A 26,313-nucleotide genomic window follows, 5' to 3' on the forward strand; every position below is an offset into this window, starting at 1 on the left:
CAGGCTCAAGCGCAATCGGCCGCGCCGTCACACCGCGCGGCCGCTAGATGCGGCCATTTTTGCCGGACATTGCCGGCTGTTGCCGGCTATTGCAGCTATGGCTGGCTAGATCCGGCGCGCCGGAAAGTACAGCCAGAACGTCGTGCGGACATGGGGCTGGCTCTCGACGCCGCAGGTCCCGCCATGGCTCTCCATGATGGACTTGACGATGGCGAGCCCCAAACCCGTTCCCGACGCGGAATTGTTCCTCGAAGGATCGACGCGGTAGAAGCGTTCGAAGATCTTCTCGCGATGCGCGGCGTCGATGCCCGGGCCCGTATCCGACACCCTCACCATCGTTCCCGATCCCGATGATTCGCACTCTATAACGATTTTCGATCCGGTTGGCGCGTGCGCAAGCGCATTGGAAACCAGATTGCTCAGCGCCCGCTGGTAAAGCATGAGATCGGCCTGCACTCTGCCCGCGCCGCGCACCTCCAGTTCAACCGAGGCGTCCTCGGCCATGGGCTCGTAATAGCCCGCCACGCGCCGCGCTTCCTGTACGGCGTCGAGATCGCGCAACCCCGGCGGATGCTGCGCGCTCTCGGAGCGCGCGAGAAACAGCATGTCTTCGATCATGCGCGAGAGCCGCTGATATTCGTCGATGCTCGATTCGACGATGCCACGGTACTCCTCGGCGGTTCGGGGCTGCGCGAGCGCCACCTGGGCGCCCGCCACGAGGTTCGTCAGGGGGGTGCGCATGTCGTGCGCGAGATTCGACGAAAACTGGCTCAACCGGACAAACGATTCGTTCAGCCGCGCCAGCATTCCATTGAACGCGCGCCCCAGTTCCCGCAATTCGCCGGCGGTGTCGAGTTCCGGCATGGGCTGCGCGAGGCGCGCCGTGGACATCTCCTCCGCGCGCTTCACGAGTTGCCGCAGCGGGCTCAAGCCGAGCATCGCGATGCCGTACGCGAGCGCCGCCGCAAGCAGCACCCCGAGCACCTCGATCGCGACGATCGTGTAGGCGTATCCGCGCAGCAGCGCGTAGTCGCCCGATTCGTCCAGTTGAATCACGACGCGCACCGTTTCATGGGCCGTGCCCCGCAGCGTCACGCGCGAAGCAACATAGCGGCGCTTCGAGTCCTTGTCCGCCCGAATGATCATCTTGCCTGGCAGCGGTCCCTCCACAACGGGTGCGTAACCTACAAAGTACTGCGTTTCGAGAATCCGCTTGCCCTCCCCGTCGAACAGCCCGAGATCGAGCCGTTGATGGCCGTGAAGCTGGTCGATCCAGACTTCCGATTTCCGCACGATTTCATCGGTGTCCTGAACACGTGCGAGATGCTCCTCCAGGGCGATCATGGTGGTCACGAGTTCCTGCGTCGCGGTACTGTCGATGCGCGTCTTGAGCGCCTGATAGAGCGCGAATCCGCTGAGCGCGAGAATGGCGGAAGTCGAGATGACGATGAGTACCGTGAGGCGAGAGCGCAACGTCGTGGGCAGCAAGTGCTTGATCATGAATCGACGGCGTCCCGCTCTTCGAGAACATAACCCATGCCCCTGACCGTGTGGATGAGCCGGGTCTCGTAGGGGTCGTCGATCTTCACCCTGAGCCGCCGGATGGCGGCGTCCACCACGTTGGTATCGCTGCTGAAATTCATGTCCCAGACCTGCGAGGCGATGGTCGCGCGCGGCAGGATTTCGCCGGACCGGCGCATCAGCAGCCACAGCAGCGAGAACTCCTTCGACGTCAGCAGAATGGTCTTGCCCTGGCGCGTGGCCTTGCGCCGCGTGAGATCCAGATGGAGGTCGGCCACGCTCAGGGTCGTGGCCTCCCGCGGCTGCCCGCGCCGCAGAATCGAGCGCACCCGCGCCAGCAATTCGACGAAGTCGAAAGGCTTGGCCATGTAGTCGTCGGCGCCGAGTTCGAGGCCCTTGACGCGGTCGCCCACGTCGTCGCGCGCCGTGAGAAACAGCACCGGTGTGGAGCGCTCCCGGCGCAGCGCTTCGATCACGCTCCAGCCGTCGCGCCCGGGCAGCATCACGTCGAGCACGATCAGGTCGTAGTCCTCCGTGCTCGCCTGGTGCAGGCCGCTCACGCCGTCCTCCACCCAGTCGACCACGTAGCCCGCCTCGGAAAGGCCTTTCTGCAGGTATTTTCCTGTCTTCGGTTCGTCTTCGACGATCAATATGCGCATGTGCGTTTTACCTGCGTTTTAAACTGAAGCTTCCCATTTTGAGCGATTCGCGCGCCAGCCCGCGCAACGAGCCCGCATGCGCGACCTGGTACAGCACGGGCAGCACCAGCAGCGTGAGCGCCGTGGAAGAAAGAATGCCGCCGATCACAACGGTGGCCAGCGGCCGCTGCACCTCCGCGCCGGTGCCGGTGGCGAACGCCATGGGCAGGAAGCCTAGTGAAGCGACCAGCGCCGTCATCAACACCGGACGCAACCGCGTGAGCGCGCCATCGCGCACGGCACTGGGCAAATCGGCTCCATCTTCGCGCAGTTTCCGTATGAAGGAAATCATCACGAGGCCATTCAACACCGCCACGCCGGAAAGCGCGATGAAACCGACCGCCGCCGTGATGGAGAGCGGAATCCCGCGCAGCCACAGCGACACCACGCCGCCACTTAGCGCGAATGGTATGCCCGTGAACACGAGCAGGCCGTCCTTGGCGTTATTGAACATGATGAAGAGCAGGACGAAAACCATCAGCAGCGCAACCGGCACGACGATTTTCAGACGCTCGCTCGCGCTTTGCAATTGCTCGAATTGTCCGCCCCATGAGATCCAGTAGCCGGCCGGCACCTGGACGCCCTGGCGAATCTGCTCCTGCGCATCCGCCACGAACGAGCCCACGTCGCGCTCGCGCACATTGGCCGTCACCACCACGCGGCGCTTGCCGCTTTCGCGGCTGATCTGATTCGGCCCCGGCCCGATCTTCACTGTCGCGAGTTCGGCGAGCGGCACGTAGGGCGCGAGCGCGATAGCCGGCGCCGCTGTCGTTGCCGCAGCGCTCCCACTAACCGGCAGCGCGATGGGCAAGCGCTTGATGGCCTCCACATCGGAGCGCAACTCCTCCGGCAAACGCACCACGATATCGAAGCGCCGGTCGCCCTGAAACAACGTGCCCGCCTTCTGGCCACCCACGGCCGCCGCCACCGTGTCCTGCACGTCCGCCACGCTCACGCCATAGCGCGCAAGCTTGTCGCGATCCAGTTCGATCGTGAGCACCGGCAGGCCCGTGGTCTGCTCGACCTTCACCTCGGTGGCGCCCGCCACCTTCTGCAGCGCGGCGGCAATCTCGCTGGCCGTCGTGTTGAGCACGTTCATGTCGTCGCCGAACACCTTGACGGCCACGTCGCTGCGCACGCCCGAGATCAGCTCGTTAAAGCGCAGTTGGATCGGCTGTGAGAACTCGTAGACGTTGCCGGGAAATTCGGCCAGCACTGCCTCGATTTCCTTCACCAGGTTTTCGCGCGATTTGCGCGGATCGGGCCACAGGTCCTGCGGCTTTAGCATGATGTAGCCGTCCGATGCGTTGGGCGGCATCGGATCCGCCGCGATTTCCGCGGTGCCCGTGCGCGCGAACACACGCTCGATCTCCGGAAACTTCTCCTTGAGCGCCTTTTCGATCGACTTCTCCATCTCCACGGACTGCGTGAGGCTCGTGCCCGGAATGCGCTGCGCGGAAATGGCGAGATCGCCTTCGTTCAGGCTCGGGATGAACTCGCTGCCAAGACGCGTGGCCAGCAGCAAGGTCACGCCGACGATGGCCACCGCGGCAAGCAGCACGCGCTTCGGGCGCTCCATGAAGCGGTCCAGCACCGGCTCGTAGGCGCGCCGGGCCCAGCCCATCACACGATTCTCCTTTTCCTCCACCCGCGAGCCGATGAACAGCGCGACCGCCGCCGGAATGAACGTCACGGTGAGCACCATCGCGGCGGCCAGCGCCATCACCACGGTGATCGCCATCGGATGGAACATCTTCCCTTCCACGCCGGTCAGGGCGAAGATCGGCAGATAGACCACCATGATGATCAGTTGTCCGAATATCAGCGCGCGGCGCGCCTCCCGCGAAGCCTCCATCACTTCGGCGAAGCGTTCTTCGCGCGTGAGCGGCCTGCCAGCGGAGGCTTGTGCGTGCGCGAGCCGCCGTATGCAGTTCTCGACAATGACCACCGCGCCATCCACGATGATGCCGAAATCGAGCGCGCCCAGGCTCATCAGGTTCGCGCTGACTTTGACGTTGACCATGCCCGTGAATGTCATCAGCATCGAAAGCGGAATGACGAGCGCGGTAATGAGCGCGGCGCGAATATTGCCGAGAAAGATGAACAGCACGGCGATCACGAGCACCGCGCCTTCGAGCAGGTTCTTCTTGACCGTCTGCACGGCTTTTTCGACCAGCACTGTGCGGTCGTAAACGGGCACGGCCTTCACGCCCGGCGGCAGCGAGCGGTTGACCTCGTCCATTTTCAGCGACACCGCTTTCGCCACGCTGCGGCTATTTTCGCCCATCAGCATGAATACGGTTCCGAGCACGACTTCCTTGCCGTTTTCGGTTGCCGCGCCCGTGCGCAACTCGCGGCCGACGCCTACCTGTCCGACGTCCTTCATGCGCACCGGCACGCCGCCCGCGTTGGTGAGGACGATACTGGCGATGTCGTCGAGCCCGCGCGCCTGCCCCGGCACGCGCACGAGGTATTGCTCGCCTTCGCGCTCGATATACCCGGCGCCGACGTTCTCGTTGTTGCGCTCCAGCGCGCGCACGATGTCCGCGAGCGTGAGCCCGTACGACATCATCCTCGTGGGATTCGGCGCAACGCGATACTCCTTCACGTATCCGCCGATCGAGTTGACGTCGGTGACGCCGGGCACGTTGCGCAGTTGCGGCTTCACGACCCAGTCTTGCAGTTCGCGTAGATCGGCTTGCGTATAGGACTTGCCATCCGGCTTCCTCGCGCTTTCCGAGGCTTCCACGGTCCAGAGGAAAATCTCGCCAAGGCCCGTCGACGTGGGGCCCATGGACGGCGTCGCGCCAAGCGGGAGCTTGTCCTTCGCCTCCTGAATGCGCTCGTTGACGAGCTGGCGCGCGAAATAGATGTCCGTGCCGTCGTTGAAGATCACCGTCACCTGCGAGAGGCCATAGCGCGAAATCGAGCGCGTCTCCCGCAGATTCGGCAGGCCCGCCATCGCGGTCTCGATCGGCCAGGTAATGCGCTGCTCGGCTTCGAGCGGAGAATAGCCGGGCGCGGAGGTATTGATCTGCACCTGCACATTCGTGATGTCGGGCACCGCGTCGATCGGCAATTGCCGGTAACTGCCGATGCCGAGCGCCGCCACCGCGACGGTGGCCAACATCACGAGCCAGCGATGCGCGATGGCAAAGCCAATTAACCGCTCAAACATTTTCGATCACTCCTCCACGCTGTCCTTCGCCAGCTCCGCCTTGAGCACGAAGCTGTTCACCGCCGCATAACGCTGGCCGCTTTTCAGCCCGCCCAGCACTTCCACGTTCTGTTCGTCGCGCCGCCCGAGTTCGACGGGCTGCGCCACGAACCCCTGCGGCGACTGCACGAACACCGAAGCCGCGCCATTGATCTCCTGAATCGCGCTGGCCCGGATGGCGAGCGGCACGTCCTGCTCGCCTGCCCCCACCGACACGTTCACGAACAGGCCGGGCCGCCACGCGCCCTCGGGATTTGCGAGCACCACGCGCGCCGGCGCGGTGCGCGTCTGCTCGCCGAGCAACGCGCCCACGTACGCCACCGAACCAGTGGCGCGCGATTCGAACGCCGAGGCGCTCACCGTGGCCTCGCGCCCAACCCGCACATCGTTCAGGCGCTGCGCCGGCACGGCCATTTCCGCCCAAACCGAAGACAGATCGGAAATCACGAATACATTGGCATCCGCCGCAATGGATTCGCCCGTCGTCAAATGCTTCTCGACGATCGTGCCGGCGAACGGCGCGCGCAGTTCGTAGAGGTTCAGCGCGGACGCGGACGGAGCGGCATTGAGCGCGGCGAGTTTCTGGCGCGCGTTCTGAGCGGCTATCTCGGCCTCGCGCAGTTGCACCTGGGCCTGCTGATAGTCCTGCTCCGCCGAGATTTTTTCCTGCCAGAGCGTCTTTTCGCGTGCGTATGCGGTGCGCGCCGCCGCGAGACGGCGCTCGGCCGTCAGCAGTTCGCTTCTCCGGTCGGCGAGGTCGGTGCTCGCGATGACGGCCAGCACCTCGCCCTTCTGCACGCGCTGCCCGATCGATACGTTCACGCGCTCGACCACGCCCGCGACGCGCGGAACGACGTGCGCGGTCCGGTCCTCGTTGAACTTGATTTCGCCCGGCAACTGGAAGCTGCTGCGAATCTGCGCCGGCCCCACCGTGGCAAGCCCGATATTCGCCGCCTTGATCTGCGATGGACTCAATGCAACCGCGCCGTCCGCGCGCGAGAAATGGAGCGAACCAGAGCGGCCATCGATTCGAATGCCGATGGCCGCATCGAACACGTGCGGCGCGCCAATTCCTGTCGTACTGCAAAATTTCCCGTCCTTACCCGTGAACTTCATCAGTTCGCGCGAGCCGTCGTAGCGCGTGATCGTGGCGCTCACCGTCGCACGATCGGGAACCGGCTTGCCATCCACGAATGGATAGACGACCAGGCGCGCGTCCCCGGTTTTTTCCGCAAGCACGATCTCCGCGCTCAACGGGCCGTCGGCAGCGATCTGGCCGCCGTGAGGCCCGAGCCCCTCGGCGCCGCGCACGCCGGGCGCGCCAGCGCTCACGCCTTCCTGCGCGGCCGGCTCCCCCGATAACGCGTAAGCGCCAATAGCGACGCAAAACAAGAGTGCGGTCGCCGCAGCGACGGTCTTCTGTTTGGGAAGCATGTTCGATCCTTCAGTTCAAGCGGGTCGCGCCACTGCCATTCGCGACGAGAGGCGTGCCGACGAGTCGGCCGATTTCGGCATGGGCCTGATGGGCGGCGCTCAGCGCCTTTACGTATTGGGACTGCGCCTGAAACAGCGTGCGTTGTGCGTCGAGCACGTCGAGGAAGCTGAATTTGCCTAATTCGAATCCACGCAGCATGGCGTCCAGCGTCTGCTTCGCGGCCGGCAGAACCTCATCCTTGAGCCGGCGCCCTTCCTGCGCGGCGTTCTCGTAGCTCGACCACGACTGCGCAAGCTCCAGTTGCAGGCGCGCCTTTTCGCTGTCGAGATCCGCGCTCGCCTTCTCGGCGTTGTGTGACGCCTCCAGAATCGCGCCTTTGTTGGTGTCGAAGATCGGCAGCGGAATGGATACCCCGACTACTGCCTGGTTGTCCGGAATACCTGATGTCCAGACCCGCTTCATGCCGGCGCTGACGGTGATATCGGGAATGCGGCGCGCCTTCTGCACGCTCACGAGCGCATTGCTGCGCAGCACTTCGGCCTGCGCGACGCGCGACGCAGGCGATTCGTCGAGCCGCGACTGCAACGCCGGCAATGGCTCGATTTCGGGCAGCGCATCGAGATCGCCCGTTACGGTGCGGTTGCGCACTTCCGGGCTTCCGGTGACGTTCGCAAGCTTTTCCATCGCCAGCGCGGCCTGCGTGCGCGCCGAGGCAAGCGCGATTTGCGCATCGGCGGCGGCCACGCGCGCCTTGGTCGATTCAACGGGCGAGATCTTGCCGGCGCGGGCGCGCTTGTCGGCCATATCCGCCGAGCGCAGCGCGATATCGGCCGACTCCTGCGCCATCTGCATCTGGCGCTGCGCGGCGAGCATGTCGTAGAACGCGGTGATCACTGCCGCGCGAAGCTGCGCCGCCTGCCCGTCTAGCGAAGCCAGCGCCGCCTGGCGGCCATACGACGCGACGTCGAGCCGCGCCTGGCGTTTGCCGCCCAGCTCGATCGTCTGCTCGACGAGGGCAGTGCTGGTGCGGTCCGGCCCGCCCAAACCTTCCTGTAACAGCGAGAGATTCGGGTTCGGCCGTGCGCCGGCCTGCATGAAGGCGCCGCTGGACGCGTTAGTGCTGGCCACGGCGCTGCGCAACACGGGATTACTCGCGGCGGCAATGCCGAGCGCGTCGTCCAGCGAAAGCGCCGGCGGGGTGTTCTGCGCGGCCGAAACAGGTTCCGCGAGCGACAGACTGTGCGCGGAAGAGCACAGCGCAAGAAGCGCGGCGGCAATGAGGTGGCGCGGATGCATGGGCGGATTTCATGGAAAATGACCTGCCGCCGATGCTACGGTCCTGCTGCAATGCAAACATGATTTGAAAATGACATTTTTGTCATCTCACGTAGCCGCCGCAGGCCTCAACTCAGCCCTCAACCCAAGCCTCAACACAGACAGCCTTTCTCGCCAGGAAAGCATGCTTGAAGCATGCGCAATTTTCGTACTGGCGAAAATCTCCCACACTTGCTTTCAGCGCCCAGTCCCTGTGGGATTCATGCGGCGCACCTCACCCACCGCGCAGTGCTTTGGTCGGCCCTGCGTCGAAGACAAGACCCACCGCTAGCCGCGGCATACCTATAGCTGGAGACACGATGAACAGCCAACCTTTGGATCTGGGCGCCCCCGCAGCCCGCGAGAGCTCGCCCGCCGCGCCTGCCACCGCCCGGTGCGGAACGGGTGAGCGCGCAACCATCACACTCAGCGACTTCATGGACGAAATGCCCGTGGGCGCGCTGCATCGCTTCGTAGTGTGGGTCGTGGGCATCGGCCTGTTCTTCGACATGTACGAGATCTTTCTCGTCAGCTCGATCGGCTCGGCGCTGCAGAACGAATACGGCCTGGACAGTCACAGCGCCGCTTTCAAGCTGCTGCTCGCCTCGGCGTTCATCGGCATGTTCTTCGGCTCGCTGTGCCTCGGCAGTCTCGCGGACCGCATTGGCCGGCGCCGCGCGTTTCTGTTCACACTTGTCTGGTACAGCGCGTTCTCGCTGTTCGGCGCGTTCTCGGTCAACGCCGCCATGCTCGTGGCCTGCCGCTTCCTCACCGGCGTGGGCGTCGGGGCGATCTATCCGGTCGCCGACAGCTACCTCTCCGAGATCCTGCCGAAAGATCGACGTGGCCGCCTTGCCGCGTGGGCTTATACCACGTCGTATGTGGCCGTGCCGCTGGTGGGCTTTCTCGCCGTCTGGCTCAATCCGCTGCACGCTGGCGCGCTTACGGGCTGGCGCGTGATTCTCGCGATCGGTGGTCTTGGCGCGGTGTTCGTGCTAGCCGTGAAGCACCGCCTGCCGGAAAGCCCGCGCTGGCTGCTCGCGCAAGGGCGCGTGGAGGAAGCGCACGCCACGCTGCGCCGCTTCGCAGAAAGCGCCGGTATCGCCATGCCTGCCGCCTTTGCGCAGGCCGGCGAGCGCAAGCACCCGCTGCTGCTGCGCGAGCGCATCGCCTTGCTGCGCCGCGCGCCGTATGGCAAGCGCTACCTGATGCTCACCATCTTCCACCTGTTCCAGGGCTTCGGCTATTACGGTTTCGGCACGCTCGCCGGCGTGGTGGTGAAGAGCCGCGGCTTCGACGTGACGGGCAGCACGCTCTTCGTCGCGCTCTCGTTTCTCGGCTACCCCATCGGCTCGCTGCTCTCGGTGCCACTGCTCAACTGGATCGAGCGGCGCACGCTCGTGATCGTCTCGCTGGTGGCGATTGCCCTGTGCGGCCTGGGCTTCGCCTACTCCAGCCATATCGGCCTGATCATCAGCTTTGGCGTCCTGACCACCTGTGCGTCGAATGTGTTCAGCAACGCCTACCACGTCTACCAGGCGGAGATCTTTCCCGCCAGCGTGCGCTCGACGGCAATCGGCAGCACCTACTCGCTCTCGCGCGTCGTGAGCGGCGCCCTGCCGTTCATCCTGCTGCCCGTGCTCAACCAGCACGGTGCGCTCGCGATGTTCGGCGTGATCTCGGTGGCCCTTGCCATCGTCGCCATCACGCTGCGCACGCTGGGGCCGCTCACCACTCGACGCAGCCAGGACGAGATCAATCCGGTCTGATGCCCGATGCTGGCGCCAGGCCGCAGTCGCATCATGGGCCGCGCCGCGCTTCGCGCGGCCGCGTCCTTGTTGTGCGTCAGGCGCTTCCGGCACGCTCCGACATGTAATCGAACAGACTCAAGATATCGGAGCTTGGCGCACTGTCCGCCTTCATCCCGACCCAGAGCGTGCGCGTCGCCCATGCGTCGCTGAGTTTCACTTTGGAAACACCGATCTTGCCGCGCTCGTCGCTCACCGAATCGCGCGGCAAGACGCCAATGCCGAGCCCTGCCTCGATCATGCGGCACACGCCGTCGAAGTTCGAGGCCTGAATGCGCAGCTTGAGCGAGCGCTCCACGGCGAACGCCGCGTCGGTCATGCGCGCGAGCAGCGAACTGCCGTCGCTCAGGCCTACATAATCTTCGTCGAGCGTATCCGCGAAACGGATGATCTCCCGCTGTGCAAAACGATGCCCCTGCGGCACGAGCAACACCAACTCGTCGCGCCGGTACAGGCGCCGCTCGATTCCCGGGGCCGGTACGTTGTCCGCGAACACGCCGATGTCGGCCTTGCCCGAGCCGAGCGCATCCACGATCTCGTGGCTCAGGCGCTCTTCGAGACTTACCTTGATGCCAGGATGCCCATTGAGGAAACCCGCGAGATCGACGGGCAGGAACTGCACGATCGCCGACGTATTTGCCCACATGCGAACGTGCCCGCGCAAGCCGGCCGCGTAGTCGCCCATCTCATTGGCCATGCGGTTGACCTGGTCGATGACGCGGGTCGCATGATCGAGCAATGCGAGCCCGGCCGGGGTCAGCTCCACGCCGCGCGCGCGGCGGATGAAGAGCGCGCAGTCCGTGACGCTTTCGAGCTCCGCGATGCGTTTGCTGACCGCCGAAAGCGTGAGCTGTCCATGCTCGGCCGCTTTGGTCAGACTGCCATGCTCCGCGACGAGCAGAAAGACCCGCAGCGACTGCAGATCGAAATGAAGCGGATTGACCATGGTGTAAACGCTGGAAGAAAGCTGTTTGAAGAGGCCATTGTGCGGCATTCACGACACGTGTGAAAGAAAAAGACGCGCACACGGCGCGTCTTTCTGAGAGCAATCGGAAAGCGTTATTCCCCGATCAGAAACACCGTGTAGCGGATCGTCAGATCAGCTCCGAGATCTCGATGAGATTCAAATCGGGATCGCGCACAGAGACCGAGCGTATCTTCTGCGTCGCACCCGTGCGCTCGACGGGCCCTTCAATGATCGGCCAGTCGACCTTGCGCAGATGCGCGATCACGTCTTCGAGCGGCACCGCAGCAATGAAGCACAGATCGAGCGCACCCGGCGCCGGCACATGCGCCTTCGGCTCGAATTCGGCGCCCCGCACGTGCAGATTGATCTTCTGGTTGCCGAAGCGAAACGCGATCCGGCCCGCGCCGAAGGTCTCGAGTTGCATCTGCAACACCTCGGTGTAGAAATGCTTTGTGGCCTCGGGGTCCACGCAGGTCACCACCAGATGGTCGAGGTGATCGATCAGTGCCATGCTCCGCTCCTCAAGAAAATGCGCGCTGCGCCGGCATATCCCGCGTGCCCGGCACGCCGGCGGGCCGCGGATGAAGGTCCAGGCGGCGGCCGGCCTTGAGAATCTGGCTCGGCACGTCGTGTCCGATCAGCCCCGGCAGGCGCGCAGCGGCTTCCAGTACCGCCGCAAGATCCACGCCCGTGTCGTAGCCATCGAGTTCGAGCATGTGGACGAGTTCTTCGGTACAGACATTACCGGTCGCGCCCGGTGCGTAGGGGCATCCGCCCAGGCCGCCAAGCGATGCGTCGAAGCGCACGATGCCCGCATCGAGCGCAGCGAGCGTGTTCGCCAGCGCCATGCCGCGCGTATTGTGGAAATGCAGCGTGAGTTCCAGTGCGCCGAATGCATCGCTCGCTCGCGCGCACAGCGCGCGAACCTGGGCCGGATGCGCCATGCCCGTCGTGTCGCAGAGGGTGAAGCCGTTCACGCCCAACTCCGCGAAACGCTGCATCCATTCGAGCACGGTCGCGGCGGGCACCTCGCCCTCCATCGGACACCCCATCGCCGTGGAAAGCGACACATTGATGGCCACGCCGCAGCCGCGCACGGCACCGATCACATCGGCCAGTTGCACGAACGATTGCTCGCGCGTCATGCGCAGATTCGAGCGATTGTGGCTTTCGCTCACCGACATCACGAGATTCACCTCGCCGACGTTGCACGAAAGCGCGCGCTCGGCGCCGCGCACATTGGGCACCAGCACCGTGTACACGACGCCCGGCGCCCTCGCGATGCCGTGCATCACCGCCTCGGCATCGCGCAGCGCCGGTATCGCTTTGGGCGAGGTAAACGAGGTCACTTCGATCTTCGCGTAACCGCATGCGCTCAGTCGATCGATGAGCGCGATCTTGTCGTCGGTGTCGATAAACGCAGTTTCGTTCTGGAAACCATCGCGCGTGGCGACTTCGTTCAAATACAGTTTTTTCGTCTGATTCGTCATGACATTCGCCTCTGTTCAGATCACCCCGCGCGCGCGCCATGCGTCGCGCGTGGCTGCATCCACGCCGATGGACTCGAGCACCGAGTCCGTGTGCGCGCCGAGCGAGGGGGCGCTGTGCTCGATGACGCCGGGCGTGGCGTTCAGCTTAGGCACGATGCCGGGTACGCGGACCGGGGTGCCGTCGGGCAGCGTATCTTCGACGATCATCTCGCGCGCATGGTAGTGAGGGTCGGCCGCGATGTCCGCCACGTCGTAGATGCGCCCGGCCGGAATGCGTGCTTCGTTGAGCGCGGCCAGCACCTCGTCGAGCGTGTGGCGCGCGCACCAATCGCCAACGGCAGCGTCGATGCGCTCGACCTGCGCGACGCGCCCGTCGTTGTGCGCAAGCGCCGGGTCGTTGCCGAGGTCCGGGCGCTCGATCAGTTCCATCAGCCGACGGTAGATGCTGTCGCCGTTGCCCGCGATCAGTGCGTACTTGCCGTCGCTGCAGCGATACGCGTTGCTTGGCGCAATCCCTGGCAGGCTGCTGCCGGCGGGCTGCCGCACCGTGCCGAAGACCGAAAATTCGGGCAGCAAGCTCTCCATCATGTTGAACACGGACTCGTAGAGCGCCACGTCCACGACCTGCCCCTTGCCGCCTTGCTGCTCGCGATGGCGCAAGGCAAGCAGCACGCCGATCACGCCGTGGAGCGCCGAAAGCGAATCGCCAATCGAAATGCCCACGCGCACCGGCGTACGCCCCGGTTCGCCGCTCAGATGGCGCAGCCCGCCCATCGCCTCGGCCACCACGCCGAAGCCGGGCCGGTCGCGATAAGGACCGGTCTGTCCATAGCCGGACACGCGCAGCATGATCAGCCCCGGATTGATCGCGCTGAGCGCCTCCCACCCGAGCCCCCAGCCCTCGAGCGTGCCGGGGCGGAAATTCTCGATCAGCACATCCGTTTCCGATACGAGACGGCGGATCACGTCCTGCCCTTCGGGCGAGCGCAGGTCGAGCGTGAGCGACTGCTTGTTGCGCGATTGCGCGGCCCACCAGACCGACGTGCCCTCGTGCAGCAGGCGCCATTTGCGCAACGGGTCGCCTGTGCCCGGAGGCTCGACCTTGATGACGCTCGCGCCGAATTCGGCGAGCATTTTCCCCGCGAACGGTCCCGCAATGAGTTGCCCAAGCTCCAGAACGCGGATGCCGGTGAGCGGACGTGACATGACTGTCTCCAAAAGGGTTTCGACTCTGGACGTCATGATGAAGCGGAGCGTGTGCGTTGAAAATCGACGCTTGCTCAATCTGGCTTGATCAAATGGAAAGGCTGGGCGGCCTGCGAGCATGCCGCAGGGCGCGCGGCGCGAGAATAGGGACGGCAATTTTCCGTATCGGAAAGTTGCGTATCGCAATGGGCAAACCGCACCGGCGCCGGGCGACGTGGACCTGCAAGCGGGCTCGACGCTCGGCATCGTCGGCGCGGGCGCGCTCGGCCGTGCGACGGCCGCCATGGGGCGCGCGTTGGGACTGCGCGTGCTGTTCGCCTCGCGCAGCGCACAGACGCATCAACAGAGCAGCGCAGATGCGCGCGAAGAGCGCGTGCCGCTCGACACGCTGCTCGCCCACCCGGGCTTCATCCTCACGCCCCATGTGGCATGGGCCAGAGAGGAAGCGACCCAAGCGCTCGCCGATCAACTTATCGACAACATCAGCGGCTTTTACGCGGGCCAGCCGCGCAATGTCGTGCGGCCGTATTGACCCGCTCGGCTTCGCCGATCAGCCGCCGCGATCAGAACCCCGCGGCCAGCCCATCACGGCGCGAATCGCTCGCCGCCACGTAGCCGCGCTCGGGATCGTTGCGATCGAGTTTCCAGATGAACTGGCCGGAACCGAAGTCCATATACGGATCGTCGATGCTCTTGATCTCGTGGCCGCGCGCCGCAAGCTCTTTTGCAACCTGCGCATCGAGCGTCGATTCGATATCGACCGAGAAATCGCGATTCACCTTCCAGCGCGGCGCATCGCAGGCGGCCTGCGGCTGCTGACCGTAGTCGAGCATGCGCACGACCGTCTGCAGATGGCCTTGCGGCTGCATGTCGCCGCCCATCACGCCGAAGCTCATGACCGCCTCTTCGCGGCCCTCCACCTGCTGCGTGAGAAACCCGGGAATGATGGTGTGGAACGGACGCTTGCCGCCCTCGACGACATTGGGCGAGACCGGGTCCATCGAGAACCCGCAGCCGCGGTTCTGCAGCGCGATTCCCGTTCCCGGCACCACCACGCCCGAGCCGAAGCCCATGTAGTTCGACTGGATGAAGCTCACCATCATGCCGCGTTCATCGACGGCGGACAAATAGATCGTGCCGCCCGATCTCGGCATGCCGAAGTCGAATTGCGTCGCGCGCTTCGGGTCGATGAGTTTCGCGCGCTCCTTGAGATAGGTGTCGTCGAGCATCTGCTCGGGCGTCACGTCCATCGAACGCGGATCGGCGACATAGCGATAGACATCGGCGAAGGCGAGCTTCATGGCCTCGATCTGCAGATGCTGCGATTCGATGCCGTCGCGCGGCAACGACGCCACGTCGAACTGTCCGAGTATGCCCAGCGCGATGAGCGCGGCAATGCCCTGACCGTTGGGCGGAATCTCGTGCATCCGATAGCCGCGATATTCCTTCGAGATCGGCTCCACCCAATCCGCGCGATAGTTGCGCAGGTCGTCGCGCGTGAGCGCCGCGCCGCCTTCACGGGCGAACGCGGCAATGCGCTCGGCGATTTCCCCTTCGTAGAAGGCGCGCGGGCCCAGTTCAGCGAGCCGCCGCAGCGTGGCCGCGTGGCCCGGCAGGCACACGCGCTCGCTGATCTCGGGCGCGCGGCCGCGCGGCATGAAGGTCTCTGCAAAACCGGGCTGGTCGCGCAGTTCCGGAATGGCCGCGTGCCATTTGTGCGCGACGATCGACGCCAGCGCGTAGCCGCGCTCGGCAATCTCGATAGCGGGCTCCATCAAATCGGCAAACGGCAGCGAGCCGAACTTCGCATGCAACGCTTCCCAGCCTGCAATCACGCCGGGCACCGTGACGGTATCCCAGCCGCGCTTGGGCTGCATCGCGAGGCCGTTTTCCTCGCCGTACTTACGCCGGAAGTAATCGGGGTTCCAGGCGGCGGGTGCTGTGCCCGACGCATTCAGGCCGTGCAGCTGGGCGCCGTCCCAGACGAGCGCGAACGCGTCGCCGCCCAGGCCGCACGATACCGGCTCGACTACGGTGATGGCCGCCGCCGCCGCAATCGCGGCGTCCACGGCGTTGCCGCCCTTCCAGAGCATGCGCAACCCCGCCTGCGCGGCGAGCGGATGCGAGGTCGAGACGATGTTGCGGGCGAACACCGGCAAGCGCGGCGTCGGATAAGGGTTCTGCCAGTCAAAGCGTGTCATGGCGGTATCGACAGGAAAGATTAGAAAGGTTGGGAATACCGATGCGTTGATTATCTTGAAGGCGTGAGCAAAAAAATATTAATATTTTGTTTTCGATACTTAAATTTTTCTCCATGCTTTCCCTGCGTATGCTGCGTACCCTGCACGCCGTGGCCCGTAGCGGCTCGTTCGCCCTCGCGGCGGAACGGACCGCGCTCACGCAGGCGGCTGTGAGCCTGCAGATGCGCGGGCTCGAAGAGGCGCTGGGCCGGCAGATCTTTGATCGCCGCGCGCGCCAGGTCGCGCTGACTCGCGAGGGCCGGGAAATCTGCGCGAAAGTCGAGCGCATTCTCGAACTGATCGACGAGTTGCCGGCCCGCGCCGAGGACGCGATCCGCGGGTCGGTTATCGTTGGCGCGGTGGTGTCGGTGATCGGCGCCCTCTCACTCGCCGTCGCGCATCTGAAGACCGAACATCCCGAGCTGGAAGTGCGGCTCACCTCGGCGCGCTCCACGGAACTCGCGCGCATGGTGGAAGAAGGCGATGTCGATCTCGCCGTAGTGGTCGGCAATGCGGACGGCGCGCTGCACGAATCGCTCGCATGGACGCCGCTTTATGAAGAGCCGCTCATGCTGGTGACGAGCCGCGCCACCGCGGGCGGTGAGACAGGAGCCAAGGCGGGAGCCAGGACGGGAGGCGAGGTGCGCAGCATTCTGCGCGAACGCAGCTTCCTGCGCTTCGACCGCCGTGTGCCGACGGGCGCCGTGATCGACGACGCCTTGCGCACACTCGGCATCAAGCCGCAGGAATATCTCGAACTCAATTCCATCGAAACGATCGTCTCGCTGGTGCGCAACGATGTGGGCGTGAGCGTGCTGCCCGTGCTCCATAACGGCCACTGGCACGACGATGCCAACCTGCGGCTGATTCCGCTGTGCAATCCGCCGTTCATGCGCAGCGTAGGCATGATTCATCGCAAGTCGAACAAGCGCACGCTGCTGTTCAACACGCTAGCGCATATGCTGCGCTGACCCGGCGCTGGCGCCGAGCATTTCCACGAAACGAAACAGGCTGCGGCGCGCACGATAATCGGGATTTCCGAAAGGAAAAAGCCGGCTCTGGATCGATGATCCAGAGCCGGCTTTCTTTGCGCACAACTTTCGCCTTCAGGCCATCGCGGCGTTCAGTGCCTTTACCGCGTCGAGCGCGCCGCCCACCATCTCTCGCAACGCCGGCTCGACCTTGTCGGCAAGCGCCGGCGCGTAGTCGAACGGAGCGTGCTCGTTCATATAGGTGGACTGGCACATTTCGAGCTGAACCGCATGCACGCCGTCAACGGGCGCGCCGAAATGGCGCGTGATATAGCCGCCCTTGAAGCGCCCGTTCACCACCCACGAGTATCCGCTGCCTGCCGCAGCCTGCTCGACGCGCGCCTGCACCGATGCGTGCGCGGTGCGGCCTTCCTGCGTGCCGATATTCAGGTCGGGCAGCTTGTTCTCGAACAGTCGCGGCAACACGCTCGCAATCGAGTGCGCTTCCCACAGCAGCACGTTCGCGTGCTGGCTGCGCAGGCGCTGCAACTCGGCGCGCAGTGCGTCGTGATACGGCTGCCAGTAAGCTCCCACGCGGCGCTGACGCTCGGCGGCGTCGGGCGCGCAGCCGTCACGGTAGAGCGGCTCGCCGCGGAACGTTTCGGTCGGGCACAGCGACGTGGTGGTTTGGCCCGGATACAGGCTCTCGTCGTTGGGCGGACGGTTCAGGTCGATCACATAGCGCGAGACGCGTGCGCCCAGAATCGTCGCACCCAGCGACTTCGCGAAGGCATAGAGGCGGTCGAGATGCCAGTCGGTATCGGCGAGGCTCAGGGCGACATCCGTATATTGGCCGCGCAGCGACTCGGGGATGGACGTGCCCAGATGCGGGATCGAAACGAGCAGCGGCGCGTCGCCGCGCTCGAGGGTGTAGAGATCTGTCATGAGTCGGTCCGTTCAATGGATTACGGCGCACATTGTTGTGCGCCCAGCGTTCATGCGTCGGCTAGCAGGCGCGCAAGGGTCTTGCGATAGTCCGCGTAAAGGCGCTCCTCCGCGCGATGACGCCGGCCTTCGACCACTTTCTCGCCCGCCGTGTAGACATCGAGCACGGGCGTTTCGCCATGCTCGCAGAACACGACCGAAGAGAGCCACGTCTGCGGCGTCTTTTCCGCGAGATCGGGATGCTGCGGGTCGAGCACGATCCAGTCGGCGCGCGCGCCCGCTTCGAGCGCGCCCACCGCGCGGCCTGCCGCGCGCGCACCGCCCGCAAGCGCAGCGGCAAACAGCCGGTCCGCCACGTTCGCCGCCTGGGGCGCAGCCAGCACGTTGCGCTCGCGCCGCACGAGACGCTGCCCGTATTCGAGCAGGCGCAATTCGGCGCGCCAGTCCACGCCGATATGGCTGTCCGAGCCCACGCCAAACACGCCCTGCGCGTCGAGATAATCGTGCGCCGGGAAAATGCCGTCGCCGAGATTCGCCTCGGTGGTCAGGCACAGCCCCGCCACCGCGCCGCTCTTCGCGAGCGCCTGGGTCTCCTGCGCATCCACATGCGTGGCGTGCACGAGGCACCAGCGCGCGTTCACGTCGAAGCGGTCGAGCAGCCATTGCACCGGGCGCGCGCCTTCGGTCTCGACGCATGCGTCGACTTCAGCGGTTTGCTCGGCGATATGGATATGCACGGGCGCACCGGGCAGCGCCGCGTCGAGTCCTTCGAGCAGCGTGCGCAGCGACGCTTGCGAAACCGCGCGCAGCGAATGCGGCGCCACGCCATAGCGCAATGCGCCATGCTCGGGCCGCTCGCCGCGCACGGCATCGATGATCGAGAGCAGTTGCTCGGGCGTATTGATGAAGCGGCGCTGATCGTCGCGCGGCGCGCGCGAACCGAAACCGCTGTACTGATAGAGCACCGGCAGCATGGTCATACCCACGCCAGTCTCGCCCGCGGCGTCGACCACGCGTTGGGCCAGCTCGGCCCGGTGGGCATAGCGCTGCCCATCATGCGCGTGATGCACGTAGTGGAATTCGCAAACTGACGTATAGCCGGCTTTGAGCATTTCCACGTAGAGCCAGCGCGCAATTGCGCCAAGATCGTCCGGCGTGATACGCGCAGCGAAGCGATACATCAGATCGCGCCAGCTCCAGAAGCTGTCGGTGGGGTTCGCGCGGTATTCGGTGAGACCGGCCATCGCGCGCTGGAATGCATGCGAGTGAAGATTAGGCATGCCTGGCATAACCGGGCCTGCGGCTTGCGCGACGCCCGCGGGCGCAGCGGGAAGATCGGCCTGGACGCGCTGGAGGTTGCCCGCCGCATCCCATTCGAGCAGCACGTTGCGGCGCCACCCTTGCGGCAGCCAGGCATGCGCCGCGAACAGCGCGCGTGAGTTGGAATTCATGTTCGATGCCTGCTTAATGGGTTCAATTCAAGCGTTCAATTCGTATTCGAGCGACGCTCGAAGACCGTCTTGCCACCGCGCACGACGCGCGCGCAAAGCGGCCGGCCAATCCAGTAAGCGAGTTCCGCGAGCGATTGCACGTCCCACACCGCGAAGTCCGCCGGGCGGCCTTCGGCGAGCGTGCCGTGACGTTCGACATCGCCGAGCGCACGCGCCGCGTGTTGCGTCACGCCTTGCAGCACCTCGGGCACCGTCATGCGGAACAGCGTGGTCGCCATGTTCATCATGAGCAGCAGCGAAGTCGTGGGCGACGTGCCCGGATTGCTGTCCGTCGAGATCGCGATCGGCACCTCGTAGCGGCGCAGCAAGTCGAGCGGCGGCAATTGCGTTTCGCGAATGAAGTAATAGGCGCCCGGCAGCAAAACCGCGACGCTGCCCGCGTCCTTCATCGCCGCCACGCCGGCTTCGTCGAGAAACTCCAGATGGTCCGACGACAGCGCGCCGTAGCGCGCGGCCAGCGCCGCGCCGCCGCTGTTCGACAATTGCTCGGCGTGCATCTTGACCGGCAGATTGCGGCGCGCGGCGGCTTCGAATACGCGCTCGCTCTGCGCGATCGAGAAGCCGATGCGCTCGCAGAAAACGTCCACTGCATCCACGAGGCCTTCGTCGGCCAGCGCGGGCAGCATGCGCTCGCACACTTCGTCGATATAGTCGTCGGCGCGTCCCGCGAATTCGGGCGGCAAGGCATGCGCGCCGAGGAAGGTCGTGCGCACCGTGACCGGATAGCGCTCGCCGAGCTGGCGCGCGACGCGCAGCATCTTGCGCTCGGCGGCAAGTTCGAGGCCGTAGCCCGATTTGATCTCGACGGCGGTGACGCCCTCGGCGAGCAGCGGTTCGAGGCGCGCGGCCGATTGCGCGTAGAGTTCCGCTTCGCTCGCGGCGCGCGTCGCGCGCACCGTCGAGACGATGCCGCCGCCTTTGCGCGCAATCTCTTCGTAGCTCACGCCCGCGAGGCGCTGCGCGAATTCATCGGCGCGCTGGCCGCCGTATACGAGGTGCGTGTGGCAATCCACGAGGCCCGGGGTCACCCACGCGCCCTTGAGGTCTGCGCGCGGCCACTGCGCGAATTGCGCCGGCAACAAAGCCGCCGCGCCCTGCCACGCGATCTTGCCGTTCTCGACGGCGATGGCCGCGTCTTCGATGGTGTGCCGCGGGTCGCCCTGCGGGCACAGCTTCAGGTGATGCCAGACAGTCTGGTTCATGGAGATTGCGCGGCGCTGCGAGGCGCCGCGTCGCTATCAGGTTCTCGAAGGTTCTCGATCCGCTTGCGCGTTCACGATGTCCAGTGCGATGGCGAACAATGCGCCCTCGCCTTGCGTTTCGATGCGAACCGCACGCCCGGTGGCATTCGCCGCGCCGCCCAGGTCGATGCGCAGCGTGTCGCCGGCCGCGAGCGCCGCAGGCTCGCCGCCATTCACGCGCACCAACGCTACGCCCTGTGCGCAATAGAGCAGCACGGTGTCGGCCTCGATGCGGCGCGCCACGTTCTCGCGCCACACTTCGAACTGCGCGCGCGCCGCGTCGCGACGCACCATGAGGTTGAAGTCGCGCGTGGGGCCGTCGACGAGACGCGCATCGATCGGCGCTTCGCCGTCGAAGCGCGCGACATCGAGCGCTTGTGTCAGCGTATGCGTGCGCACCAGCGCGCCGCCATCCGGCGATGTCTCGTCGAGCACCATGCCGGCGCCTTCGAGCAGCACCAGCGTGCGCGCCACGCCGTCGAAACGCGAAAACGGGCCTGCCTGCGCGACGTCCGCGACGCTCACGCGCCATGCGAACCCGGCCGCGGCCTGACCCGGCAACGCACCTGGCAAATGTGCGAGCGCGATCTCGCGCGTGACGCCGCCGCCGTTCTTCCACGGCGACGCCACGAGATCCGCCCCGCGCAGCAGCGTGAGCTGCGCGGCGCCCGCTTCGTCTACTTCGCGGGCGAGGCTCATCGGCCCAGCATCGGCAGTTTGAGCCCGGCTTCACGCGCCGTCTGCTGCGCCAGCTCGTAGCCCGCATCCGCATGACGCATCACGCCCGTCGCCGGATCGTTCAGCAGCACGCGGCCCAGACGCTCGTGCGCCGCCTGCGTGCCGTCCGCCACGATCACCACCCCCGAGTGCTGCGAGAAGCCCATGCCCACGCCGCCGCCATGATGCAGCGACACCCACGACGCCCCGCCCGCCGTGTTCAGCAGCGCGTTGAGCAGCGGCCAGTCGCTCACTGCATCCGAGCCGTCCTTCATCGATTCCGTCTCGCGGTTCGGGCTTGCCACCGAACCCGTGTCCAGGTGGTCGCGGCCAATCACGATCGGCGCCTTCAGTTCGCCGTTCTTCACCATCTCGTTGAACGCCTGGCCCAGACGATAGCGGTCCTTCACGCCCACCCAGCAAATCCGCGCCGGCAGACCCTGGAACGCGATGCGCTCGCGCGCCATGTCCAGCCAGTTGTGCAGGTGCGGATCGTCGGGGATCAGCTCCTTCACCTTCGCGTCCGTCTTGTAGATGTCCTCCGGGTCGCCCGAGAGCGCCACCCAGCGGAACGGGCCCTTGCCCTCGCAGAACAGCGGACGGATGTACGCCGGCACGAAGCCCGGGAAATCGAACGCGTTCTCCACGCCCATTTCCAGCGCCATCTGGCGGATGTTGTTGCCGTAGTCGAGCGTGGCCGCGCCGCGTTCCTGCAGCGTCAGCATCGCCTTCACCTGGTGCGCCATCGACTGCTTCGCGGCCTTCACGATGCTTTCCGGCGCCACCTTCTGCGCTTCGCGCCACTGCTCGACGCTCCAGCCCTGCGGCAGGTAGCCGTTGATCGGGTCGTGCGCGCTGGTCTGGTCCGTCACGCAGTCCGGCGTGATGCCGCGCGCCACGCATTCCGCGAACACGTCAGCGGCGTTGCCCAGGAGGCCCACCGACACCGGCTTGCCCGTCTTCTTCGCTTCCTCGACGATGGCCAGCGCCTCGTCGAGCGTCTTCGCCTTGCGGTCCACGTAGCGCGTCTTCAGGCGGAAGTCGATGCGCGTCTCGTCGCATTCCACAGCGATCATCGAGAAGCCCGCCATCGTCGCGGCCAGCGGCTGTGCGCCGCCCATGCCGCCGAGGCCGCCCGTGAGAATCCAGCGGCCCGACGGGTCGCCCTTGAAGTGCTGGTTCGCCACCGAGAAGAACGTCTCGTAGGTGCCCTGCACGATGCCCTGCGAGCCGATGTAGATCCAGCTGCCCGCCGTCATCTGGCCGTACATCATGAGGCCCTTGCGGTCGAGTTCGTGGAAGTGTTCCCACGTGGCCCAGTGCGGCACGAGGTTCGAGTTCGCGAGCAGCACGCGCGGGGCGTCCGCATGCGTGCGGAACACGCCCACCGGCTTGCCCGACTGGATCAGCAGCGTTTCGTCTTCGTTCAGGTCCTTAAGCGACGCCAGAATCTGGTCATAGCATTCCCAGTTGCGCGCGGCGCGGCCAATGCCGCCATACACCACGAGCGCGTGCGGATGCTCGGCCACTTCCGGATCCAGATTGTTCTGGATCATGCGGTACGCGGCTTCGGCCAGCCAGGTCTTGCACACCTTCTCGCTGCCGCGCGGTGCGCGGATCGTGCGGCTCGGGTCGAGGCGGGGATCGGTGAAGTTCGGATGGTTCATGGCATTCATCTCGGGATAGAAGTTCTTGCGCGGCCCAGGCCTCTCTGCCCGTACCGGGCGATGGCCGGAAACGGCGTCACTGCAATGTGAGAACTAGTCTACCGCCGCCAAGTTGTATATACAACTCGTTTCGATAAAACAAGCGTAGGGAATTACCCTGGCGGGTTTTCCCGCGAGGGATTCAAGTGTTAGAAGGGAGCGAACGCCGGACGATGGCGCTTATTGACTAGACAAGATGCTGGCAGCGGCGCGAGGCCGCGCCATGTCAGACGGTGCCGGCCAGATGGAAGCGCGAGGCGGGGTGCCAAAGCCGCACCGAAGTCGCGACGTGCTTGCCGACCCACGTGCGGCGCAGCAGCAACAGGCAAGGCTCGCCGATTTCCATGGCGAGATGCTGACGCACGTGCGCATCCGGCTTTTGCGCGTAGATGCGGAACTCCGCGCGCTGAATGGGCGCGAGGCGCACCATGTAATTGTTCGGCGTTTCGAGCGTGAAATCCTGCGCGAGATAGTCGGGAAACACCTCGGGATTGACGTAGCGATCCTCGTACTGAATCGGCTCGCCCTCTTCGTAGTGCACGATGCGCGAATGAAACGCCGGCCCGGCGTCGAGTTCGAGCGCGGCGACGGCAGTCGGCTCCTCGCTGGATTCCAGCGCGAGCACGCGCGCCGTATGGCGATGGCCGCGCGCGGCGATTTCATCGGCGATATTGCGGATCTGCAAGACCGTCGATTCGTACTGGCGCGGCGCGACATACGTGCCCGAGCCGCGCACGCGGTTCAATACGCCTTCGGCCATGAGCTCGCGCAGCGCGCGCGAGACGGTCATGCGCGCGACACCGAACTCCTTGACCATCTCCGTCTCGGAGGGCACGACGTCGCCCGGCTTGAGCGCGCCGCTTTCGATCTGGGCGAGGACGTGGCGCTTGATCTGTTCGTATGCGGGCAAAGGCGTGCCGCGCGCCGGCTTGTTTTGCATAATCGTCGTCTGGAAATGGGCGGGCGCACTGCCCGGCTTTCGGCCTGGCTGCGTACGAGCGCCGCGCTCGCGCATTGCCAACCTGAGCGGGGCACATTGTACCGTCAGCAATGGGTCGCGCCGCGCGTGTTGGTCCATACCTTCGCCGATGCCGCGCGCGGGACGGCGCGAGCCTGGGCGCGTGCTAAGATCGGCGGCTCCCCACCCCGGCGGCGACGCCCCAACGGCGCCCAACGGCGCCCAACGGCACCCCGGCACCCCGGCGGCGCAGCCGCGCGCGAGCCCGCACATCGCGGAATCCGTGAGAACCACGCTACAGGCCTTCCAACGTGAACGCTCCCACCCAACTTCTGTTCCTGCCCGGCGCTTCGGGCGATCCCGCGTTCTGGCAACCGCTCTCGGACCAGCTCGAGCATCCCGCCGAGCGCCGTTTTCTCACCTGGCCGGGTTTCGGCGGCACCCCCGCAGACCCCGAGGTCGAGAATTTCGAGGATCTGGTTCGCCAGGTCGTGCAGCAGATCGACCGGCCGAGCGCACTGATCGCCCAGTCGATGGGCGGCGTGCTCGCGTTGCGCGCCGCGCTGGCCAAGCCCGCGCTCGTCACGCATCTGGTGCTGGCCGTCACCTCGGGCGGGATCGACACCCAGGCGCTCGGCGCGAGCGACTGGCGCGAGGAATTCGTCTCACAAAACCCGCACTTGCCCGACTGGTTCATCACCTTGCGCGAGGACCTCACGGACGAACTCGCGTATGTCCAGCAGCCGGTCATGCTGTTGTGGGGCGACGCGGACCCCGTCAGCCCGCTTCGCGTGGGCGAAAAGCTGCTCGAATTGCTGCCGAACGCGGAACTCGACGTGGTGAGCGACGGCGGCCACGACCTTGCAAATGTCCATGCGCGCGTGCTTGCACCGCTCGTCGACGAGTTCCTGCAGGCGGGCGTCGCCGAGTAATTTTCTTTAATCACGGCCGCCGCGATGCCAGGCGTCACGATGGCTCGCGCAAGCGCGCGAGCCGCACACGCGCCCGCACGCCGCGTCCGTTCGCGCCCGCATCCAGGCCGACTTCGCCGCCGTGCGAATGCGCGATCTCGCGCACGATCGCGAGGCCGAGCCCCGTGCCCTCAGTGTCCGACGCGGCCCTGAAAAACGGCTCGAACACGCGGGCGCGCGCTTCGGCGGGAATGCCGGGTCCGTCGTCGAGCACCTCCAGCGTCACCGCATCCTCGCTCGTGTGCACGCTCACGGTGACGCGCCCGCCGGCCTGCGTATAACGCAGCGCGTTGTCCACGAGGTTCGTCACCATCGCGCGCAGCAGCTCGCGGTGCCCCGACACGAACGCCGCGCCATGCAGCTCCGCACCGAGGTCGATGTCGCGCGCCTGGGCCAGCATCACGAGCCCCTCCACGGCTTCGTGCGCGAGTTGCGTCATATCCACGGGCACGCCGGGCCGCTGCGCCGTGTCGAACGCCTCGGCCTGCGCCAGCAACAGCAGCTTGTTGGTCAGCGCCACCATCGACCGATTGCTCTCGCGCATGGCCGCGAACACCTCGGCAAGGGCCGGATCGAGCGTCCCCTGCGAGCACGCGTACTGCAATTGCGTGCCCAGCAGCGTGAGCGGCGTGCGCAACTGATGCGAGGCATCGGCGATAAAGCGCCGTTGCGCGGCGTTCTGCGCACCGAGGCGTGCGATGCACTGGTTGATTGCGTCCACAACGGGCCGCAACTCCGCATGCAGTCCCTCGGAGCGGATCGGCACGAGATGCATCGGGTCACGGTCGGCGACCTCGCTCTTGAGCTTCATGAGCGGACGCAGCTCGAACGTGAGGCCGATGCATGCCAGCGCCACCGCCAGCAGCACCATGCCGATCTGGCGCGCGAGCTGAGGCCGCCACAAAGCCGTGGTCATGGCGTCGCGCGAATGCTCCGTCTTGCCCACTGAGACACGCACGCGCCAGATGCGGCCGTTGTCGTACATCGAGCGCAGCACGCTCACGGCGCGCAGCGCCTCGCCGTGCAGCGCGGCGTCGTACCAGACCGGCGCGTCGACGGCGGGTGTCGCGCCCGCAGCCGGGAAATCGGGCATGCCCGCGAGCAGCGGGCCGTTTTCCACGCTGACGTTGTAGAACACCTGGTCGCGCTGCGGCGACGCGAACAGTTCGAGCGCGGCCGGCGGCACGTTCGCGCGCAGCGCGCCATCGCTCCATTCCACCGAACCCGCGAGCATGCGAGCGGACGAAAGCAAGCGCCCGTCCTGCACGAGATCGGCGGTATGGCGCGCCGCGCGATACTCGTAGGTGGTCGTGAAAATCACATAGAGGCCGAGCGGCACCAGCATCCACCACAACAGCCGGATGCGCAGGCTACTCGTCATCGCGCGGGTCCTCGAA

At 65.7% G+C, this 26,313-nt stretch carries 20 protein-coding genes and 1 pseudogene; 4 read left to right on the forward strand and 17 right to left on the reverse strand.

Translation table 11 applies throughout. The annotated features are described in order from the left end of the window. Positions 1-105: 105 nt before the first annotated feature. From NH14_RS06255 to NH14_RS06275, 5 genes are read right to left on the reverse strand one after another with little or no spacing between them, the layout of a single operon-like run. Positions 106-1,500 (reverse strand): heavy metal sensor histidine kinase, encoded by a 1,395-nt coding sequence (locus tag NH14_RS06255; protein ID WP_035529135.1) that lies wholly within the window; start codon positions 1,498-1,500, stop codon positions 106-108. Next, positions 1,497-2,180 carry a heavy metal response regulator transcription factor IrlR gene (gene irlR / locus NH14_RS06260; protein WP_035529139.1) on the reverse strand — a complete coding sequence of 228 codons (684 nt, stop codon included), beginning with the start codon at positions 2,178-2,180 and terminating at the stop codon, positions 1,497-1,499. Before irlR ends, NH14_RS06255 begins: the two co-directional genes overlap by 4 nt. Before the next feature lie 7 nt (positions 2,181-2,187). Then, a complete protein-coding gene (locus NH14_RS06265; protein ID WP_035529142.1) occupies positions 2,188-5,397 on the reverse strand; it encodes an efflux RND transporter permease subunit in 3,210 nt (1,069 codons plus the stop codon). Between the two features lie 6 nt (positions 5,398-5,403). After that, positions 5,404-6,870, reverse strand: coding sequence for an efflux RND transporter periplasmic adaptor subunit (locus NH14_RS06270; protein WP_035529145.1), 1,467 nt, complete (start codon positions 6,868-6,870; stop codon positions 5,404-5,406). Positions 6,871-6,880: 10 nt separating this feature from the next. Continuing rightward, positions 6,881-8,167, reverse strand: a complete 1,287-nt coding sequence (locus NH14_RS06275; protein WP_084225641.1) for a TolC family protein — start codon at positions 8,165-8,167, stop codon at positions 6,881-6,883. 338 nt (positions 8,168-8,505) lie between these two features. Between NH14_RS06275 and NH14_RS06280 the strand changes: the two genes are divergently transcribed. After that, positions 8,506-9,954 carry an MFS transporter gene (locus NH14_RS06280; RefSeq protein ID WP_035529147.1) on the forward strand — a complete coding sequence of 483 codons (1,449 nt, stop codon included), beginning with the start codon at positions 8,506-8,508 and terminating at the stop codon, positions 9,952-9,954. Between the two features lie 76 nt (positions 9,955-10,030). On the opposite strand, the gene NH14_RS06285 is transcribed toward NH14_RS06280, so the two are convergent. The 4 genes from NH14_RS06285 to NH14_RS06300 form a co-directional block, all read right to left on the reverse strand. After that, positions 10,031-10,939 (reverse strand): LysR family transcriptional regulator, encoded by a 909-nt coding sequence (locus NH14_RS06285; RefSeq protein ID WP_035529150.1) that lies wholly within the window; start codon positions 10,937-10,939, stop codon positions 10,031-10,033. Between the two features lie 148 nt (positions 10,940-11,087). Further along, positions 11,088-11,471 carry a VOC family protein gene (locus tag NH14_RS06290; protein ID WP_035529152.1) on the reverse strand — a complete coding sequence of 128 codons (384 nt, stop codon included), beginning with the start codon at positions 11,469-11,471 and terminating at the stop codon, positions 11,088-11,090. Positions 11,472-11,481: 10 nt separating this feature from the next. Continuing rightward, on the reverse strand, positions 11,482-12,450 hold the full coding sequence (locus NH14_RS06295) for a hydroxymethylglutaryl-CoA lyase (protein WP_035529154.1): 969 nt from the start codon (positions 12,448-12,450) through the stop codon (positions 11,482-11,484). Positions 12,451-12,465: 15 nt separating this feature from the next. Then, on the reverse strand, positions 12,466-13,656 hold the full coding sequence (locus NH14_RS06300) for a CaiB/BaiF CoA transferase family protein (RefSeq protein WP_035529157.1): 1,191 nt from the start codon (positions 13,654-13,656) through the stop codon (positions 12,466-12,468). A gap of 226 nt (positions 13,657-13,882) precedes the next feature. On the opposite strand from NH14_RS06300, the pseudogene NH14_RS06305 reads away from it, so the two are divergent. Beyond that, a pseudogene (locus tag NH14_RS06305) lies at positions 13,883-14,188 on the forward strand (NAD(P)-dependent oxidoreductase); the annotation flags it as partial. A gap of 31 nt (positions 14,189-14,219) precedes the next feature. Here the strand turns inward: NH14_RS06305 and NH14_RS06310 are convergent. After that, a complete protein-coding gene (locus NH14_RS06310; RefSeq protein ID WP_035529163.1) occupies positions 14,220-15,857 on the reverse strand; it encodes a gamma-glutamyltransferase family protein in 1,638 nt (545 codons plus the stop codon). Between the two features lie 113 nt (positions 15,858-15,970). Here NH14_RS06310 and NH14_RS06315 point away from each other — a divergent pair, with 113 nt between their 5' ends. Beyond that, positions 15,971-16,867 (forward strand): LysR substrate-binding domain-containing protein, encoded by an 897-nt coding sequence (locus NH14_RS06315; protein WP_035529166.1) that lies wholly within the window; start codon positions 15,971-15,973, stop codon positions 16,865-16,867. A 135-nt stretch (positions 16,868-17,002) separates the two neighbouring features. On the opposite strand, the gene hutG is transcribed toward NH14_RS06315, so the two are convergent. From hutG to hutC, 6 genes are all read right to left on the reverse strand, one after another. After that, positions 17,003-17,812: an N-formylglutamate deformylase gene (hutG, locus tag NH14_RS06320; protein WP_035529168.1), complete on the reverse strand. Its 810-nt coding sequence runs from the start codon at positions 17,810-17,812 to the stop codon at positions 17,003-17,005. Positions 17,813-17,862: 50 nt separating this feature from the next. After that, positions 17,863-19,263 carry a formimidoylglutamate deiminase gene (locus NH14_RS06325; protein ID WP_035529170.1) on the reverse strand — a complete coding sequence of 467 codons (1,401 nt, stop codon included), beginning with the start codon at positions 19,261-19,263 and terminating at the stop codon, positions 17,863-17,865. Between the two features lie 35 nt (positions 19,264-19,298). Continuing rightward, on the reverse strand, positions 19,299-20,525 hold the full coding sequence (gene hutI / locus NH14_RS06330; RefSeq protein ID WP_035529174.1) for an imidazolonepropionase: 1,227 nt from the start codon (positions 20,523-20,525) through the stop codon (positions 19,299-19,301). 36 nt (positions 20,526-20,561) lie between these two features. Further along, positions 20,562-21,263 (reverse strand): HutD/Ves family protein, encoded by a 702-nt coding sequence (locus NH14_RS06335; protein WP_052148181.1) that lies wholly within the window; start codon positions 21,261-21,263, stop codon positions 20,562-20,564. Continuing rightward, positions 21,260-22,948 carry a urocanate hydratase gene (hutU, locus tag NH14_RS06340; RefSeq protein ID WP_168727132.1) on the reverse strand — a complete coding sequence of 563 codons (1,689 nt, stop codon included), beginning with the start codon at positions 22,946-22,948 and terminating at the stop codon, positions 21,260-21,262. Before hutU ends, NH14_RS06335 begins: the two co-directional genes overlap by 4 nt. Before the next feature lie 265 nt (positions 22,949-23,213). Continuing rightward, positions 23,214-23,927 carry a histidine utilization transcriptional repressor HutC gene (hutC, locus tag NH14_RS06345; RefSeq protein ID WP_035533901.1) on the reverse strand — a complete coding sequence of 238 codons (714 nt, stop codon included), beginning with the start codon at positions 23,925-23,927 and terminating at the stop codon, positions 23,214-23,216. A gap of 329 nt (positions 23,928-24,256) precedes the next feature. Between hutC and NH14_RS06350 the strand changes: the two genes are divergently transcribed. Continuing rightward, positions 24,257-24,877 carry an alpha/beta fold hydrolase gene (locus NH14_RS06350; RefSeq protein WP_035533807.1) on the forward strand — a complete coding sequence of 207 codons (621 nt, stop codon included), beginning with the start codon at positions 24,257-24,259 and terminating at the stop codon, positions 24,875-24,877. Between the two features lie 34 nt (positions 24,878-24,911). On the opposite strand, the gene NH14_RS06355 is transcribed toward NH14_RS06350, so the two are convergent. After that, positions 24,912-26,297, reverse strand: coding sequence for a sensor histidine kinase (locus NH14_RS06355; protein ID WP_035533808.1), 1,386 nt, complete (start codon positions 26,295-26,297; stop codon positions 24,912-24,914). Positions 26,298-26,313 lie beyond the last annotated feature (16 nt).

Source organism: Paraburkholderia sacchari (assembly GCF_000785435.2).
Lineage (GTDB): Bacteria > Pseudomonadota > Gammaproteobacteria > Burkholderiales > Burkholderiaceae > Paraburkholderia > Paraburkholderia sacchari.

What these genes read in the sequence shown, in the direction of transcription:
- NH14_RS06255 (WP_035529135.1), bottom strand. Translation starts at nt 1,500, where the DNA reads ATGATCAAGCACTTGCTGCCCACGACGTTGCGCTCTCGCCTCACGGTA.
- irlR (WP_035529139.1), bottom strand. Translation starts at nt 2,180, where the DNA reads ATGCGCATATTGATCGTCGAAGACGAACCGAAGACAGGAAAATACCTG.
- NH14_RS06265 (WP_035529142.1), bottom strand. Translation starts at nt 5,397, where the DNA reads ATGTTTGAGCGGTTAATTGGCTTTGCCATCGCGCATCGCTGGCTCGTG.
- NH14_RS06270 (WP_035529145.1), bottom strand. Translation starts at nt 6,870, where the DNA reads ATGCTTCCCAAACAGAAGACCGTCGCTGCGGCGACCGCACTCTTGTTT.
- NH14_RS06275 (WP_084225641.1), bottom strand. Translation starts at nt 8,167, where the DNA reads ATGCATCCGCGCCACCTCATTGCCGCCGCGCTTCTTGCGCTGTGCTCT.
- NH14_RS06280 (WP_035529147.1), top strand. Translation starts at nt 8,506, where the DNA reads ATGAACAGCCAACCTTTGGATCTGGGCGCCCCCGCAGCCCGCGAGAGC.
- NH14_RS06285 (WP_035529150.1), bottom strand. Translation starts at nt 10,939, where the DNA reads ATGGTCAATCCGCTTCATTTCGATCTGCAGTCGCTGCGGGTCTTTCTG.
- NH14_RS06290 (WP_035529152.1), bottom strand. Translation starts at nt 11,471, where the DNA reads ATGGCACTGATCGATCACCTCGACCATCTGGTGGTGACCTGCGTGGAC.
- NH14_RS06295 (WP_035529154.1), bottom strand. Translation starts at nt 12,450, where the DNA reads ATGACGAATCAGACGAAAAAACTGTATTTGAACGAAGTCGCCACGCGC.
- NH14_RS06300 (WP_035529157.1), bottom strand. Translation starts at nt 13,656, where the DNA reads ATGTCACGTCCGCTCACCGGCATCCGCGTTCTGGAGCTTGGGCAACTC.
- NH14_RS06310 (WP_035529163.1), bottom strand. Translation starts at nt 15,857, where the DNA reads ATGACACGCTTTGACTGGCAGAACCCTTATCCGACGCCGCGCTTGCCG.
- NH14_RS06315 (WP_035529166.1), top strand. Translation starts at nt 15,971, where the DNA reads ATGCTTTCCCTGCGTATGCTGCGTACCCTGCACGCCGTGGCCCGTAGC.
- hutG (WP_035529168.1), bottom strand. Translation starts at nt 17,812, where the DNA reads ATGACAGATCTCTACACCCTCGAGCGCGGCGACGCGCCGCTGCTCGTT.
- NH14_RS06325 (WP_035529170.1), bottom strand. Translation starts at nt 19,263, where the DNA reads ATGAATTCCAACTCACGCGCGCTGTTCGCGGCGCATGCCTGGCTGCCG.
- hutI (WP_035529174.1), bottom strand. Translation starts at nt 20,525, where the DNA reads ATGAACCAGACTGTCTGGCATCACCTGAAGCTGTGCCCGCAGGGCGAC.
- NH14_RS06335 (WP_052148181.1), bottom strand. Translation starts at nt 21,263, where the DNA reads ATGAGCCTCGCCCGCGAAGTAGACGAAGCGGGCGCCGCGCAGCTCACG.
- hutU (WP_168727132.1), bottom strand. Translation starts at nt 22,948, where the DNA reads ATGAACCATCCGAACTTCACCGATCCCCGCCTCGACCCGAGCCGCACG.
- hutC (WP_035533901.1), bottom strand. Translation starts at nt 23,927, where the DNA reads ATGCAAAACAAGCCGGCGCGCGGCACGCCTTTGCCCGCATACGAACAG.
- NH14_RS06355 (WP_035533808.1), bottom strand. Translation starts at nt 26,297, where the DNA reads ATGACGAGTAGCCTGCGCATCCGGCTGTTGTGGTGGATGCTGGTGCCG.